Consider the following 15,289-nt stretch of genomic DNA (forward strand, 5'->3'; position numbering starts at 1 on the left):
TAAAAACTGATTACAACAAACAAAAAGAGATTAAAATGGAAGATAGAAAATATATTAAAATAGGTGTTGCCGGACCTGTTGGATCTGGAAAAACAGCTTTAATAGAAAAGTTGTCTCACAAACTGGCTAACGATTACAGCATTGGTGTAATCACTAACGATATTTATACTAAAGAGGACGCCCAGTTTTTAACTAAAAATACCAATCTGCCTGCAGATCGTATTATTGGAGTAGAAACCGGTGGTTGCCCTCATACAGCAATTAGGGAAGATGCGAGTATGAACTTAGAGGCTATAGATGAACTCGTAGAGAGACATCCAGATATTGAGCTTTTATTTATAGAAAGTGGCGGAGATAACCTTTCTGCAACTTTTAGCCCAGATCTTGCAGATGTAACCCTGTTTGTTATTTCTGTAGCCGAAGGGGAAAAGATTCCTCGTAAGGGAGGCCCGGGGATTACAAGATCAGATTTGTTGGTTATTAACAAAATAGATTTAGCAAAGTATGTTAATGCCGATTTAGAAGTTATGAAATCTGACTCTAAAAAAATGCGACAGGGCAGTCCTTTTGTATTCACCGATCTTATGGGGGGCGAAGGCCTTGAAGATGTAATTGGTTGGATAAAAAAATATGCTTTGTTGGAAGAAGAGATTAAAGAACCTTCATTAGAATATTAATTTATGGGACAATACAGTGTACAAACAGGTTTGTACAAAGATGTAACCATCTTAAAAGATACTTTTTTCACCCCGCCATTTAATGTGGTAGAGGTTCGTGAAAACAAAAAAGACCCGCTCCTGGAACTCATGATTATGAGTTCCTCCCCGGGTTTGTTTAACCACGATGATTATCAAATAACTATTAATGTAAAAAAACACACCCTACTAAATTTGCAAACTCAATCTTACCAAAGAATCTATAATACGCCAGATGGCGCCAGGCAAACAATGAATATTGATGTAGAGCAGGATGCGTATTTTAGTCATTTACCGCATCCATCAGTACCCCATAAAGGCGCAATTTACGACTGTGAAAACACTATCAAATTAACGGATAAAAGTGTGTTGATTTGGGGGGAGATTCTTGCCTGCGGCCGAAAGTTGATGGGAGAATCTTTCGCTTTTAAGAAATACAGGAGTTTAACTAAAGTATTTCAGAATGATAAATTGATTTATAAAGATAATTTATACCTCAATCCAAAAGCTCTTGATTTTAAAGCCATGGGACAGTATGAAGATTTTAGCTACCAGGCTAATTTTTTGTGTGTAGATCCCTTTCATACTCCTCAGGAATATATTGATTTAATGCAAAAAGAAGTAGAAAAGGAAGAAGATATCCTCTTTGGAATCACTAAACTTTCAGCTGAAACCTGTGTGCTTAGAATTTTAGGAGATTCTGGGGAACAATTATTTCAAGCTTTAAAAAGGATTCAAAAGCAATTGGATAAACAAGCGAGTAATTTAAGACTACAAAAAATAAGCGAAAATTAGTTATGGAAACAAATTTGAGCGTATTACTCGTAGCGGCCATTTCAATAAGTGTATTACACACTTTAACAGGCCCAGATCATTACATTCCTTTTATAGCCATTGGAAAGGCTAAAAACTGGAGTTTAAAACGAACTATATTTTGGACAATTACATGCGGAATTGGCCACGTACTTAGTTCTGTATTGCTAGCTTTGGGAGGAGTCGCCCTGGGTTTTTCATTAAGTAAACTCAATTGGTTTGAAGAAGTTCGTGGCGGGCTTGCAGGTTGGGCGCTATTTCTCTTTGGCCTTGTTTTTTTAATTATAGGTTTATATCAAGCTTATCGCAATAAACGCCATAAACACTTTGATGTTTATGATAGCGGTGAAGTATATGTTTACGATCATAAACACGATGGCAATCCAATTATGCCTTCGGAAAGAAAAAAAGTGACGCCCTGGGTGTTGCTTATTATTTTTCTTTTAGGTCCCTGTGAGCCTATGATCCCATTGCTTACCTATCCTGCGATTCTTAATTCTACCTCCGGAATAATACTTATTACAGCTACTTTTTTATTCTTCACCCTCTTAATGATGGTGTTAATGGTAGTATTAGGTTATTATGGCTACAGCCTTATTAAAACAGAATTTTTTGAAAAATATATGAATGCCATTGCCGGGGGCACTATTTTAATTTGTGGTGCAGGAATGATTTTTCTGGGATGGTAGTAAAATTATTGAAGTATGAAGTCAGTGAAACCTTAAAACAGGATTGCAAGCACCGAAAGTATAGCGTATTTAAACTGGAACTAATTCAAGCTCAACTATTCAAATGATCAATAAAGCCTATCATTTTACAATCATAAATTTAAAAGGAATTGCTCAAATAATGCTGCAGGATAATGCAGTAACCGGCCTGTTATTTATGCTGGGAGTACTTTATAGCTCCTGGCTAATGGCTTTGGGAATGCTTATTGCCACATTAACCGGTACTATTTTAGGTTATTCTTTTAAAAAAAACAGGGAAGATCTAAACCAGGGTTTATATGGCTTTAATGCTGCACTTATGGGAATTATTTTAGTTTATCAATTTGGATTAAATTATATTTCTGTAATCGCCATTATTATAAGTTCCATTCTGGCTACCTATTTTTTTCACTTCACCTTACTTAAAAATTGGAAAGTATTTACGTTTCCTTTTGTAGTATTCAGCTGGCTTTTTGTCTCACTTCTTTCCAATGGAAATTTTATGAGTAAGACGGTACACCCTACAGCTGCAGAAAATTTTCTGCAGGAACCTACGGCAGAATTTTTTGAAGAATCATTGGAAAGCGTAGGAATAGAATATGATGATGATAAAATTGACGACGATCTTATTTTTTCTACCCACGGTTTTGGACAGGTGATGTTTCAGGGTAGTGTGGTGGCCGGAGTTTTCTTCCTTTTAGGGGTATATATCAATAAACCGGTAAGCGCTCTATATGGGATTTTTGGTTCTATTTTAGCAATTACCATTTCTCATTTACTCAATCATCCAGAATCTTCAACAAATAACGGTATGTTTAGTTTCAATGCAGTATTATGTGCAATTGCTTTTAGTGGCGTATTAAAGCGTGATGGTTTTTGGGTGGTTATAAGTACGATTATCACCGTTGTTATAGATGATTATTTGATAAAGATGAATATTCCTCCCTATACCTTTCCATTTGTCGCGACTATGTGGATAGTTCTCTACTCCCGAAAAGGAATTAGGTTTATAAGCGAATATATTCCGAACAAAAAGATTTCAGGATGAGCTAAAATAACCTTTTTTCCGCGTGCTACTTAAATTATAAACAATTGCAGTTTTTCAAAAGTATTTGATCCTGGAAATCAAATGCTTTTGAAAAATATATGTTATTAGAAAATATGTTTTATTTTTTGCCCTTTTCATTTATACAATAAAAAACGGATAGATTCACTATTAAGTTTTACGCCAATAGGTGTTGAATAAAAAGTGTTAGGAGTTTATGTTTTTTATGGTCCAAATAGCTCCATTTTTAGTGGTGAATTTTTCCAGCAGTTCTTTTTCAACAAGTTCATTTAAAATATGCTCACTTTCATTTCGATGAGTTTCTGATAATTCAGAAAATTCATTCGCAGTTAAGGATTCATATTGGGTAAAGAGTGACCTCCAATTCTTATCATAGTCATTTTTAGTAATCTCTGGTTCAATTTTAAGAAGGGCATTTTCAAATATTGAATATGGCCTTGCACCGTAAACGGTTTCTTTTTGACCAGAACTGTTTATAAAAAACATAGTTGGAAAGCCTCTAACCCCATATTCTTTGGCTAATTGCAAATCTTCTTCAAAGAGAATCTTAGCCTTTTCTTCGTAATGGGTTTTTAATAAATTCACATCAAGTCCTACATTTTTAGCGGCAGTCACCAAATGTTCCCATTGCGTAATATTCTTTTTATGTAGAAAAACCATTTCCCTTATCGCTCTCATAAATAAAATGGCCTTATGATTGTCTTGTAATTGGGCTGCTTTAAAAGCAATGGAAGGAGGATAAGAAGAGTGAAGAGGGTCTTCAAGCCAAAGATCACCATCTATTGGCATATCATAATAAGTACTCACTTCATCCCAATGCTCGGCAACGTCTGAAGGTTTACTAATACCCCCACTATTATACTTCCAATCTGGCAGTAAACCTCCCATTTTATATACTACATCAACGTAATCTCCATATTCTAATTTAAGTTTTCTAAGCTGTGCTTCTATGCCCCAACAAGAAGAACAAATTGGATCTGTAAAATAAATAATACGCACTTTGGGGCTATTTGGGAAAGCTTTTAGCTCAGTATCGTTTGTATCGATATCTGGAACTTTACATATTCCTGTTTCTGGATCACACAATAAGGGATTGATCTCTAATTTAGAATCTTTCATTTCTTATAATTAATTTGATTTACAAGGCCTTATGTAAATATTAGATTGAAAATTGTCTTTTTTGATATCGGGTTCAAATTTATGCTAAACATTTTGTATTCTTGATGTTCATTTCCCTTTGGAAAGTAGTTTCCTTTTGGATACTATGTATATTTAAACGAGTCGCGTTAATGAAGAAAAAAGCAGAAATCAACAATACCCCAATTTGCCAGGTTAGAATGCAAGCCATAAGTGATGCGATGAGTATTTTATCGGGAAAATGGAAGTTTCATATTCTTGGAACGCTTATGGAAGGAAGTAAGTTAGGCTTTATGGATTTGCTAAGAGAAGTAGATGGGATTGGAACAAAAATGCTTTCAAAAGAACTCCGGGATCTGGAAATAAACCATTTGGTAAGCCGAACCGTAATGGATACAAAGCCAATAACTGTTGAATATGCCATTACAGAATATGGCAAAACCCTCGCTCCAATTATTGATGGTTTAGCCAATTGGGGGATAGCATACCGGAAATCTATTCTCAATACAAAGTAGCTTTCACTCGATAATCGAGACTTAATGCGCCGGGGTTTGCCGCGAGCTAATTTTTTTCGGGCTTTTTTACTTCTTTTCGGTTCTAAATATTTTTTCAAATGCATTATAGACCGCAATATGTAATGCGTCTCCGTGAGTTTTGTCTTCCAAAAACTCGTAAAATAAGCTAGTATTTTCAGTTTTATTGGCGTTTAACTTATTAAACAGTGCTTTAGCGGTTCGTTGCATTACTTCTCCCTCTTTTCCGTCAGCTATATAAATTGATTTTTTAGAGGTGTAGGGGGTGAGCTCTTCGTTTAGTAGTTTTTCATCATTCCACCATAAACTGGGGCTTACAATAATGTAGTTGTCGAATAAATCAGGTTTTTTAACTAATATTTCTGTGGCTAAGAGTCCGCCAAGCGATTGTCCTATAATGGTTTTGGTTTTAGTTGTTCTGTAATTAGCATCAATAAATGCTTGTAATTCTTTGTCCAGAAAAGCTATAAAATCTTCAGATCTCCCTGAAGTTGGAAACTCCTTTTGATCCAGCTTATTTTGAGAAGGGGAGGTGAAGTCCCTTTTTCTATCTACGTTCCCGATGCCAACCACAATTGACTCCGGAATCATATTTATCCAGGAAAAGGAACCAAATTGAACAATTCCCGAAATATGAATAAAATCTTCATCTTTAGAACCATCAAGTAAATAAATTACAGGATAGGTCTTTAAGCTATCTTTCGAATAATTTAAAGGCAAATAAATGTTTAAGTCTCTTGTTTCGTTTAAGACCGTGGATTTAATTTGAATCGACTTGCCAATAGAAAAATCCTGTTCACTTATTTTTTTAAGTAGTGTCTGCCCAAAAGATAAGCTAGTAAGTAATACAGAGGCTAAAATTAGGATGCTCCGTTTCATATTTTAATTCAAATTGGTTACAGGTTTTTAGGCGGTTTTCAGAGAGAAAGGGATTGAGCGTGAATCTTTTAACCACTATTTTCTTTCCTGGTTTCTAATTTACATATTTTTAGACAATAGCTGTTATTTGCGATGAATCGTCTCAAGTTTATATTCTTAAGGTTTACATTTCGCTTAATTCATAATCGGGGACTGAAATGTTTTTGACAAAAATTAGTCCGTCATATGATTCTGAAAATACTTTTGAAATCTTTATCTTATGTAACGGCTGGGGTTGATATCCACCTCCCGCTATAAGTAAATATTTGTTTCGTTTGCTAAAGAATTCTATTGGTTCCTTTTCAATGACTTTATCTAAGTCGATAAAATAAATATCTTTATTAACCCTATTTAACGTTTTGGCATAGGTTTTTCGAAAGGGTTTTTCTATATGGTAAGTTTTCCAGTGATTACCATTTTCTTTATCGATTACATAACCTTTTATTTTTCCCGTTGCAAAGTCAAAACCTACGCTATAATAATCTTCTTTATAGTATTCTTTTAAGTTACGACCTAAATTAATTATATCACTGCCATCATAATACATTTCTCTTTTGTTTATGTGCTCATTATGAGCCCAGATAAAAGCTTTGCTATTTTTTGTTTCATTTTCAATAATCCATTTAACATTTTCGAACATTTTTAAATCTCTGAATTCAGTACTTTTTGGATATTTTTCATTAATATTTGATGCATATTCAGTATAACTTATTAAATAATTTAAAGCTCTTATTATGGATTTATACTCTTCACTATCGTTTTTTAAACTCAGTAGTTGCTCTTTTAATTCAATTAATTTAGGAATCTGAAGTTGCCACCAATCTCCAGGTTGATTATATTTTATAGTTTTGTTTGAGCACTTATCTACAAGAGTTAAAAGTTCTTCGTCAATATTAATTTTATTCTTATCAATGAACGCTCGAATTTCTTTATTAATGTTTACCCCATTTTGAATATCCATACCAAAAAAGCGAATTTGATCTTCTTTTAGTTTGTCTAAATTAAAATTTCTCATCCATTGTAATAAGTTTACTATCTCTTTAGAGCGCCAAAATCCAATATCAAAATTCTGGGCTATTGTTTTAATGTCTCCTTTTCCTCCACTAATCCATTCATTAATTCCAGCTTCAGCTTGATATGAGTCTTCCATTATAAAAACTCTTATACCCTGGGTTTTAACTAAATGTTTAAAAAATTTTGACTTCAGAGTAAAAAACTCTTTAGTATTATGAGAAGCTTCTCCAAAACCAAAAATTTTGGCATTTTCAAACTTTAAAGGTGTGTTTTGTTTAAAATCGGTTAGTTCAGAATCTGGACTGGCATCTTCAATAAGGATGGAATTATTATTTATCCATTCAATCGTTTCATTGTTTTGTGCATAGGTTATTAATGTTAAAAGAAACATTAATGTCATAATTATATTTTTCATCAAAAAAAATCTTGTTAATGTTATATAACCTTTCTCGGTTAAGGGAAGTAGTGTGTAGGGAAGCACTAACTTGTTAGCTTAACTAGGTTTAATTTAGACTAAAATATAGAATTTTGGATAAACCTAAGGTATTTTCTTTAATCGTCTTAAGTTTAAATTCTCTAAATTTTGATAGTTAAATCAAATAAATCTGACGCCAAAGCAATTTGTGAATTTGCTACTCTAAAAAAGTTCTTTTGTGTATTGCCAGGAATAAAACCAGGCGGACTCTTTCCAGCTGCTAAGAATTGATCTACTTCTACATTAAATAAAGCACAGTATTGAAGAATAAGCTATATGGAGAGAAATTTTCGGATAAACCTACCACAGCAGTTTATCATTAGCTAAACCGTGCTCTGAAAAATGTTCAGACAGAAACCCAGGTACCTGGAGCCAGAACTAAAATAGTAAAAGAGGAACAATAGCAGCAACTCACATTATTGAAGAGCATTCCGGAAATGAGGGATAAAACAGCTATTATGTTGCTTGTCCTAACGTATAGTTTCTTCAATTTTGAAAATGCCAGTCAGTTGTTTCTATATCGGGATCACGCCAAGTATACGGAAGTCAGGGAAAGGTTTGAGAGGTAAAAGCAGGATTAGTAAAGCAAGTAACCCTAAACTCTGGAATCTTCTGTTCTGGTGTAGTTTTACAGCTTGTAAAGAGATTTACGAGCGAATAATAGCGAAGGGAAAAGCAGGAAACTGGCCTTGATCACTGTATGCAATAAACTAATAAAACAAGCATTTGTTATCGCAAAATCAGGACTACCTTATAATGAAAATTTTGTATCGAAAATGGGATAAAAGGTATGGAAGTTAGCCCACTTCACTTTTAATCACCAGTTTTACTAAAACGAAACACCAAAACTCTTTGATAATAACTTCTCAAGTTCTTCGAGTTCCAATTTTAATTCCTGATGGTTTTTTGATAAGGATAATTCAGATTTATCTTTCCGAAGCAACTTTTTCAATTCAAGCATTTTAAAGTGAAATGATTTGGATTGTAGTTCAATTTGTAAGGTCGCTACGTGTTTTTCAATAGCTATCTTTTTTTGTTTTACTACATCAATCACTTCAGTGGCCTTATCAAAACTCAACTCCTTTTTTTCGAAAGATTTTAAAACTCCACACTCAAACTTACTACATTGTTTCGGTCTTTGAGAATAAATATTACAACCATTGCAGCCAAGTTCATTACAGGGTAGAAAAAACATTCCATTTTCACCCGTTTGTTCAATATCCATCAGCTTTTTTACTGGTGCCAGCTCTTCTCTATCAAGCTGTACAAAACCAATTAAAGTACCATCACAACATAAACCACAAGCCAAACAGATATTTGTTGGTTCACTCATATTTCCTGAATTTTAAGGTGCCTAATATAAAATGTTTATTCATATTCGGCTAATGTAGCATAAACATAGCCGTTTTTGTAGGTATAATTTCTGTATTTGTTCTTAATTGAAATTTTTATTCCTTTGTCTTGAATTGGTGCTAACGTGTTTGCGGAGATGGACAAGTAGCGGAAATGTGGACGCGAAGTGGTCGGCTTAGAGCTGGTTTGTTGGTCAAGTTAATTATTTTCATACTAACTACTGCCGTCTATTGGCGATAAACCGTTATTGTTAGCTACTGGCGGTTCCACGTAAATATGTTTCAGGAGTCATTACTGCTAATTCACTCTTTTTGTAATCCTTAATATTCCGGGTTAAAACAACACTTATTTTACCATTTTTGACTGCTGAATAATTTTGTAGCGCATCTTCAAAATCTTTGAAATCTGAATTTAAGGAATCGAGAACTACTTCTTTATCAATTTTCAATACATCTATAATTGTCAAAAGTTGTTTTATTTTCTCAATTACAATATCGTGTTTGGCCGTTTTTCTTAGTAAATAATATGTGTTACAAATAATTACTGGAGTTGTAAATCCTTTGATTTTATTCTCCTCGCATAAGTTTAAAATATCTGTTGCAAATTCTGCAAATGGTTCTCTGTCAAAGAAGAAATCTAAAATGACATCAGTATCAATAAGAACGTTTTTCATTATTTATATTTTTCTTCTAAGCGATTTCTAAGTTCTTTTTTGTAGTCCATGTTTTTGGGCATTTTGAAAGATCCTTTTAAAGATTTCACTACAGGATTTAATTTTTTATCCTTTTGCTTTTCTTCTTCTTTTGTAAGGACTTTTAAATAATTTTCAATGATGTCTGAAAGACTACGATTTTTTTCTTTAGCGTAATCTTTTGCCTTTTTTATAATTTCTTTTTCTATCGTTAATGTCAGTTTTGTATTCATCACTTTTCAATTGAAAGTTATAAATACAAATATAAAGAAGAATTCTGTTTGCACGTGTTATTTTTTATTTATTTACACGATTTCTATGTAATCCGCTTGTAGCTAAAGGTCTCCTTTATCGCCAGTTGGCGGAGTAAGGGACGCGGATTTTTCGGCTTAGTTTATGTTTTTTGGTCAAGTTAATTATTTTCTTTCTAACGCTGCCGCTTATTGGCGATGAACCGTCTTTGTTAGCAACTGGGCTTTAATTTCTAATATCATTGAACATACCAGAATTTAATCCAACATAAATATTTGGCATTATAGCATCTTTTTCCTTTTGTGAAAGTTTTGTCTTATTCAAGAAATAAGTTTTAATATCTCTCTCAACACGATTACTCTTATATTTTCTTCTTGCGGGAATTTCTTCACCTTTTGTAAAAATTATAAGTGGAATATTTTTTTTAAGTCTTTCTCCAATTAACTCCCACCAAATATTATCTGTATCACCTATAGATGAACCGAAAATACATATCAGATCACTTACGTTTATTTTTCTTTTCAATAATTCATCTAAAGTATGTCTACTTGCTTTATTGCATTTTTCTTTAACTATTGCTTCCAAAACATTTTGATTTGAATGGAAGGATTTATTTTTGATTTGGGATAAATCGTTAACACCAAGAATCATTCTATCGTCCGTGAATCCGTGAATATGATCTACTCCTCTTAAAGTAATTGTAGTTTGAATGTTCTGTTGTGTTTTTAGAACCAACTGTTGTTGTTTTTCGACAATAATTTTATCTAGAATTCTAGTATAATTAAAGGTTACAAGATCAATTCCCCAGTGGCTTCTTTTAAATTTACTTTTATATGCTAAAATTTTATTTCTGTCAGCTAGAGGAAGATTGTTTTCAGGAAATGCTAAATGGTTATAGAATTTATCCTTATCTATTTTACTTGAGTCAAACTTATTCTCTTCTTCTTGCAGATAAGCAGCAAGATGATCACCTATATCATCAAAAACGTTATCGAATTGGTTTAAATTTTCCAATTTCTCGGTATACTCGCCTAATGCTAGTTCTAAATCTGACCAATTTTTATAATATTCTTCAATATGTTCTTTTAGTAACTTAATTTCTTTATCATCAGATTTTACGGATTTATAATATTGGTAGAATTCCTTATAGCTAGTTTTCATTTTTAGGTTTAAATCAAAACCATTACCAATTAAATGAAGGATGCGCATTCTAATTTTTATAATTTAAGTTGCAATTTCGATTAAGCCTTGTGGCTAACTTCTTTGACCCGGTTTAGAATAAAGATTTAACTAAAAGCCTACCGGGATATACTTAGCTTTTCAAATATAAATTATTGTCAAGGCTTAAAACTGTGGGAAACCGTAATTTTTGGGCTATTTACTAACAGGTTTTTAACTTTTTTATCAATAAAACAGGGAATTTTGTAGATGAGTATGTAATAATTATAATAAGCTTAGTTCTAATCCTCTAAAACACCGGCTTCTTTTAAGTATTGTAAAACTTCTTCTTTAGGTAAAGCTTTAATAGTACGATCTTTAAAACCCGTAGTGGTTTCAGCCATAAATAAAGAATTTAAAATAGCTTCTTCGGTGGCTTCAATGGAGGCCATAAACAGTGGCGACATCAAATCGTTGGGAACTACTTCATGTTTTAAGGTTTCGGTATTTATTTTATAAGGAATTCTCACCCCTTTGGCGGTAGAAAAAGCGATCACATAATCGCCGCTACCGTTGGAAGCGATACCGCCGGTTTTTGCCAGTCCGAGGAATGCTCGCTTAGCCAGGCGTTGCAAGTTTCGGTTATTCAAAGGCGCATCGGTAGCTATTACCATCATACAGGAACCGTCTACATTATTCAGTAAATTATTGCTAAAACTGTAGTTTCTCAGCTTTTGGCCTACCGGTACCCCGGCAATTTGCAAAACCCCGCCAAAATTGCTTTGTACCAAAACGCCTAAGGTATAACCGCCCAGGCTTTCGGGCAGTTTTCGGGAAGCCGTGCCAATCCCACCCTTATAGCCAAAAGCGATGGTGCCCGTGCCGGCGCCAACATTGCCTTCAGTCACTTTTCCGGTTTTCGCATTTTGAATCGCTGAAATTACATCTGCATTTTTCACGTATTGCCCTCGGATATCGTTTAAATAGCCATCGTTAGTTTCGCCTACCACGGCATTTACCGAACGTACGTTTTCATTTCCGGGCAGATTTAGCGTATATTTTATCAGCGCATCCATCGTGGTGGGAACGTTTAAAGTGTTGGTAAGGATCACAGGGGTTTCCAGGTTTCCCAGTTCATTAATTTGTGTGCTGCCGGCCAGTTTTCCGAAGCCATTTCCCACAAAAACCGCTGCGGGTACTTTTTGCTGAAAAATATTTCCACCGTGCGGAAGAATAGCCGTTACGCCGGTACGCACCGAATCTCCTTTTACCAGCGTAGTATGCCCAACTTTTACACCTTCAACATCGGTAATCGCGTTTAAGGCTCCTCTTTGCATCACCCCAATTTTCATCGGAATTTCCTCTACGCGTTGCTGTGCGTTTAGCAAATTCAGCATAAAAAATAATAATGAAGTGAGCAGGAGGGAATATTTCATTGATAACTGGATTTTTAAATTTTCATGAAGTGGAAAGTTACGAAATACTATGAATGGCAATTTTCGAAATAATTAGAATAATTTTTTTAACGGCCTACTTATGTAGATCCTTTTTCGCAGAATATGTGCACAAGACCCCGAGATTCAGGATGGGCGATTTTTTCAATCGTGCATCCGCGGGGTTTTGGTCACGGTTTTTGGCATTTTGACAAAAAATTCCTTGAAAAAGGCGTCTTTTTCTTTGCTTCGTTTCTTTTGGACGAGCAAAAGAAACCGATAGGTTCAGGAACCCATATTTATGGAATAAAAACTGTGAGCTAAATGAAGGGTTGGTAGTAATCAGGTTAGATTTTTAAGTAGAAATACCAAATTAGAAAAAGAGATTAAGGAAGTTATTCCTTTCAATATTAAGCTGCTGTAATTCAAATTATAGATTGTATCTTTGCACCCGCTTTTAAGAAGCCAATGAAGACCTCACAGGTTTTGAAAACCTGTGAGGTCTAAGAGCTTTGAAAAATAGAATATTATTATGAGGACAAAGTCGATAAAGAAGAACCGTATTAATGTAGTAACCCTTGGTTGCAGCAAGAATGTATATGATAGTGAGGTGTTGATGGGGCAGCTTAAGGGCAACAATAAAGACGTGGTGCACGAGCAGGACGGCAATATTGTGGTGATTAATACCTGCGGATTTATAGACAACGCCAAAGAAGAATCGGTGAATACCATCCTGGAGTTTGTAGAACAGAAACAACAGGGAGAGGTAGATAAAGTTTTTGTAACCGGATGTTTAAGCGAGCGTTACAAACCAGATCTCCAAAAAGAAATCCCGGATGTAGACCAGTATTTTGGAACTACAGAACTTCCCGGCTTACTAAAAGCGCTGGAAGCCGATTATAAACACGAATTGCTTGGTGAGCGTCTAACAACCACACCAAAAAATTACGCTTATCTTAAAATTGCTGAGGGTTGTGACAGGCCCTGTTCTTTTTGCGCTATTCCGCTAATGCGCGGTGGCCATAAATCTACGCCAATTGAAGACCTGGTAAAAGAAGCGAAGAATCTTGCCGCTAATGGCGTAAAAGAATTAATTCTTATCGCACAGGATCTCACCTATTATGGGCTTGATCTTTATAAAAAACGAAATCTAGCCGAATTGCTGGAAAACCTTGCGAAAGTTGAAGGAATTGAGTGGATTCGTTTGCATTATGCATTTCCAACCGGTTTCCCAATGGATGTACTGGATGTGATGAAGCGTGAGCCTAAGATTTGTAATTATATAGATATTCCGTTGCAGCATATCAATACTGAATTGTTGAAATCTATGCGCCGCGGAACTACGAGCGAGAAAACTACAAAATTGCTTAGAGACTTCAGGAAGTATGTTCCCGAAATGGCCATTAGAACCACACTTATTGTAGGTTACCCGGGAGAAACCCAGGAGCAGTTTGAAGAAATGAGAGATTGGGTAGAAGAAATGCGTTTTGAGCGTTTAGGCTGTTTCACCTATTCTCACGAAGAAAATACACATGCTTACAATCTGGAAGACGATGTGCCACAGGATGTGAAACAAGATCGTGCCAACCAGATTATGGAAATACAGAGCCAGATATCCTGGGAATTAAATCAGGAAAAAATCGGACAGGTTTTTAAAGTGGTGATCGATAGAAAAGAAGGGAATTATTTTGTGGGTAGAACTGAATTTGACTCACCAGATGTGGATAATGAAGTTTTAATAGATGCCACTTCAATATACCTGAAAACCGGAGAATTTTACGAAGTAAAAGTAACCGATGCTGCCGATTTCGATTTGTATGCTGAACCAGTTCACGAAGCACCAAAACCGGTTAGAAAAGAGTTAAAAGTGAAGAGCGTGTAATTTCGTGTATAGTGTATGAAGTAATCTGGTTAACTGAATTTTTTCAAATTTACCGACTACCGACTACCGACTACCGACTACCGACTACCGACTACCGACTACCGACTACCGACTCAATAATGATAAAATATGCCCTGCGGAAAAGGTGTCCATAAACAGGCTTTAAGTCCGGAGGCTTTTAGTGCGGAATTTGTCCAGGTGTTGCAGGTTTTAAAAAGGTTAAAAGAAGTTTTAGCTAAATAGAACGCATCATCGCGATAATAATGTAAACCTGAAACAGGTGGAATTTCTCTCTTATTTTCAGCGTTTACAGTTTCCAGAATATATTCACTTAGCTTCTTATATTGATCTTCTGAAACTGAAATTTTCACCAGGTTTTCTGAAACTGGTATTTTTTGATAAAAGCGAGTGTGTAGTGCACTTTGCGACCTTAAAAAAAGCGCTTTAAACGCTACATTCAGTTTTAGATCTTCCCATTGCGGGGTATTTCTATAAAAATTAAGATCACCCCAACCAAACCCGATAAATTCCGAATTCTGTGGATTTGATAAGCTATGTTCCGGTTTAAAAATCGAATCCCAACTAATCACTTTAGTGTTTACCGGAAGTAAAATATCGGTATGCATATCCTGTTTATAAAGATAGATTTCAATTTCGGTGTTTTTGGGAGTTGAATGTGAATTTACAGGAATCGTTGAGCCTATTAATGCTATCACCAGGTAAAATATAACCGGCGATAACAGAACTAAAAGGAGTTTTAAGAGATAACGGAATCCTTGTTTCATTCTATTAAATTATTAATTATTTCCTATTTATAAGTATTTCAGTTCGAATGAGTTTCTAAGGTGATAACCGAAGAAAACCATATCGAGAACAGCTACCCAAGTTAGACAAAACTTTCCGCTGCAACCCCAACTATCATCGGGCTTGATATGTAAAATAAAGACTAAGATTTTCAATTTAAAGCTCCCCTCCTGGGTGAGGAGGGGAATGAATTCTCCGAAGGAGAAGAAAGGGATGGTTCCCGCATTCTATTTCATTCCTTAGCAATAATGAGTTGAAAAAAGCTTGCTGGGTCCAAGCTATAGCCAATGCGACAATCTGTTTTTAATTGGTCCCGTTCTTTTTCCCTCGATGAAAAAGAACCAAAAAATCCAGACTT

16 protein-coding genes are annotated in these 15,289 nt (G+C 34.8%); 7 read left to right on the forward strand and 9 right to left on the reverse strand.

Going from position 1 to position 15,289, the window contains the following annotated elements; all coding sequences use genetic code 11:
- Positions 1-35 precede the first annotated feature (35 nt).
- The 4 genes from ureG (at position 36) to B5X51_RS11790 (ending at position 3,263) form a co-directional block, all read left to right on the forward strand.
- On the forward strand, positions 36-677 hold the full coding sequence (gene ureG, locus B5X51_RS11775; protein ID WP_079721378.1) for an urease accessory protein UreG: 642 nt from the start codon (positions 36-38) through the stop codon (positions 675-677).
- A 3-nt stretch (positions 678-680) separates the two neighbouring features.
- Complete coding sequence (locus B5X51_RS11780; RefSeq protein ID WP_079721379.1) at positions 681-1,490, forward strand: urease accessory protein UreD; 810 nt, start codon at positions 681-683, stop codon at positions 1,488-1,490.
- A gap of 2 nt (positions 1,491-1,492) precedes the next feature.
- Entirely contained in the window at positions 1,493-2,197 is a 705-nt protein-coding gene (locus tag B5X51_RS11785; protein ID WP_079721380.1) for a hypothetical protein, read from the forward strand.
- A 103-nt stretch (positions 2,198-2,300) separates the two neighbouring features.
- On the forward strand, positions 2,301-3,263 hold the full coding sequence (locus B5X51_RS11790) for an urea transporter (protein WP_079721381.1): 963 nt from the start codon (positions 2,301-2,303) through the stop codon (positions 3,261-3,263).
- Between the two features lie 204 nt (positions 3,264-3,467).
- On the opposite strand, the gene B5X51_RS11795 is transcribed toward B5X51_RS11790, so the two are convergent.
- On the reverse strand, positions 3,468-4,400 hold the full coding sequence (locus tag B5X51_RS11795; protein WP_079721382.1) for a ClpXP adapter SpxH family protein: 933 nt from the start codon (positions 4,398-4,400) through the stop codon (positions 3,468-3,470).
- Between the two features lie 170 nt (positions 4,401-4,570).
- On the opposite strand from B5X51_RS11795, the gene B5X51_RS11800 reads away from it, so the two are divergent.
- Positions 4,571-4,933 (forward strand): winged helix-turn-helix transcriptional regulator, encoded by a 363-nt coding sequence (locus B5X51_RS11800; protein WP_079721383.1) that lies wholly within the window; start codon positions 4,571-4,573, stop codon positions 4,931-4,933.
- Between the two features lie 66 nt (positions 4,934-4,999).
- Here the strand turns inward: B5X51_RS11800 and B5X51_RS11805 are convergent, their stop codons facing one another.
- A complete protein-coding gene (locus B5X51_RS11805) occupies positions 5,000-5,830 on the reverse strand; it encodes an alpha/beta hydrolase (RefSeq protein WP_079721384.1) in 831 nt (276 codons plus the stop codon).
- A 163-nt stretch (positions 5,831-5,993) separates the two neighbouring features.
- Positions 5,994-7,298 (reverse strand): erythromycin esterase family protein, encoded by a 1,305-nt coding sequence (locus tag B5X51_RS11810; RefSeq protein ID WP_079721385.1) that lies wholly within the window; start codon positions 7,296-7,298, stop codon positions 5,994-5,996.
- A gap of 558 nt (positions 7,299-7,856) precedes the next feature.
- On the opposite strand from B5X51_RS11810, the gene B5X51_RS16105 reads away from it, so the two are divergent.
- Positions 7,857-8,051, forward strand: a complete 195-nt coding sequence (locus B5X51_RS16105) for a transposase (protein WP_079721386.1) — start codon at positions 7,857-7,859, stop codon at positions 8,049-8,051.
- A gap of 136 nt (positions 8,052-8,187) precedes the next feature.
- Here the strand turns inward: B5X51_RS16105 and B5X51_RS11820 are convergent, their stop codons facing one another.
- The 5 genes from B5X51_RS11820 to B5X51_RS11840 form a co-directional block, all read right to left on the reverse strand.
- The gene (locus tag B5X51_RS11820; RefSeq protein WP_079721387.1) at positions 8,188-8,691 is read right to left on the reverse strand and encodes a YkgJ family cysteine cluster protein; all 504 of its coding nucleotides are present in this window, start codon (positions 8,689-8,691) and stop codon (positions 8,188-8,190) included.
- 270 nt (positions 8,692-8,961) lie between these two features.
- Positions 8,962-9,384: a type II toxin-antitoxin system VapC family toxin gene (locus tag B5X51_RS11825; protein WP_079721388.1), complete on the reverse strand. Its 423-nt coding sequence runs from the start codon at positions 9,382-9,384 to the stop codon at positions 8,962-8,964.
- On the reverse strand, positions 9,384-9,635 hold the full coding sequence (locus B5X51_RS11830) for a DUF6364 family protein (protein WP_079721389.1): 252 nt from the start codon (positions 9,633-9,635) through the stop codon (positions 9,384-9,386). Before B5X51_RS11830 ends, B5X51_RS11825 begins: the two co-directional genes overlap by 1 nt.
- A gap of 244 nt (positions 9,636-9,879) precedes the next feature.
- Entirely contained in the window at positions 9,880-10,863 is a 984-nt protein-coding gene (locus B5X51_RS11835; RefSeq protein ID WP_079721390.1) for an AbiH family protein, read from the reverse strand.
- A 251-nt stretch (positions 10,864-11,114) separates the two neighbouring features.
- On the reverse strand, positions 11,115-12,248 hold the full coding sequence (locus B5X51_RS11840; RefSeq protein WP_079721391.1) for a DmpA family aminopeptidase: 1,134 nt from the start codon (positions 12,246-12,248) through the stop codon (positions 11,115-11,117).
- A gap of 529 nt (positions 12,249-12,777) precedes the next feature.
- Between B5X51_RS11840 and rimO the strand changes: the two genes are divergently transcribed.
- Positions 12,778-14,127 (forward strand): 30S ribosomal protein S12 methylthiotransferase RimO, encoded by a 1,350-nt coding sequence (gene rimO, locus B5X51_RS11850; RefSeq protein WP_079721393.1) that lies wholly within the window; start codon positions 12,778-12,780, stop codon positions 14,125-14,127.
- A gap of 113 nt (positions 14,128-14,240) precedes the next feature.
- On the opposite strand, the gene B5X51_RS11855 is transcribed toward rimO, so the two are convergent.
- On the reverse strand, positions 14,241-14,912 hold the full coding sequence (locus B5X51_RS11855) for a TIGR02117 family protein (protein ID WP_079721394.1): 672 nt from the start codon (positions 14,910-14,912) through the stop codon (positions 14,241-14,243).
- Positions 14,913-15,289 lie beyond the last annotated feature (377 nt).

This window comes from Salegentibacter holothuriorum (genome assembly GCF_900168045.1).
In the GTDB taxonomy this organism is placed as follows: domain Bacteria; phylum Bacteroidota; class Bacteroidia; order Flavobacteriales; family Flavobacteriaceae; genus Salegentibacter; species Salegentibacter holothuriorum.

Excerpts from the sequence above, each read along its gene's own strand:
- B5X51_RS11780 (WP_079721379.1), top strand. The coding sequence starts at position 681 with ATGGGACAATACAGTGTACAAACAGGTTTGTACAAAGATGTAACCATC.
- B5X51_RS11825 (WP_079721388.1), bottom strand. The coding sequence starts at position 9,384 with ATGAAAAACGTTCTTATTGATACTGATGTCATTTTAGATTTCTTCTTT.
- B5X51_RS11835 (WP_079721390.1), bottom strand. The coding sequence starts at position 10,863 with ATGCGCATCCTTCATTTAATTGGTAATGGTTTTGATTTAAACCTAAAA.
- B5X51_RS11810 (WP_079721385.1), bottom strand. The coding sequence starts at position 7,298 with ATGAAAAATATAATTATGACATTAATGTTTCTTTTAACATTAATAACC.
- B5X51_RS11790 (WP_079721381.1), top strand. The coding sequence starts at position 2,301 with ATGATCAATAAAGCCTATCATTTTACAATCATAAATTTAAAAGGAATT.
- B5X51_RS11795 (WP_079721382.1), bottom strand. The coding sequence starts at position 4,400 with ATGAAAGATTCTAAATTAGAGATCAATCCCTTATTGTGTGATCCAGAA.
- B5X51_RS11820 (WP_079721387.1), bottom strand. The coding sequence starts at position 8,691 with ATGAGTGAACCAACAAATATCTGTTTGGCTTGTGGTTTATGTTGTGAT.
- B5X51_RS11830 (WP_079721389.1), bottom strand. The coding sequence starts at position 9,635 with ATGAATACAAAACTGACATTAACGATAGAAAAAGAAATTATAAAAAAG.
- B5X51_RS11855 (WP_079721394.1), bottom strand. The coding sequence starts at position 14,912 with ATGAAACAAGGATTCCGTTATCTCTTAAAACTCCTTTTAGTTCTGTTA.
- ureG (WP_079721378.1), top strand. The coding sequence starts at position 36 with ATGGAAGATAGAAAATATATTAAAATAGGTGTTGCCGGACCTGTTGGA.
- B5X51_RS11800 (WP_079721383.1), top strand. The coding sequence starts at position 4,571 with ATGAAGAAAAAAGCAGAAATCAACAATACCCCAATTTGCCAGGTTAGA.
- B5X51_RS11785 (WP_079721380.1), top strand. The coding sequence starts at position 1,493 with ATGGAAACAAATTTGAGCGTATTACTCGTAGCGGCCATTTCAATAAGT.
- rimO (WP_079721393.1), top strand. The coding sequence starts at position 12,778 with ATGAGGACAAAGTCGATAAAGAAGAACCGTATTAATGTAGTAACCCTT.
- B5X51_RS11840 (WP_079721391.1), bottom strand. The coding sequence starts at position 12,248 with ATGAAATATTCCCTCCTGCTCACTTCATTATTATTTTTTATGCTGAAT.
- B5X51_RS11805 (WP_079721384.1), bottom strand. The coding sequence starts at position 5,830 with ATGAAACGGAGCATCCTAATTTTAGCCTCTGTATTACTTACTAGCTTA.
- B5X51_RS16105 (WP_079721386.1), top strand. The coding sequence starts at position 7,857 with ATGCCAGTCAGTTGTTTCTATATCGGGATCACGCCAAGTATACGGAAG.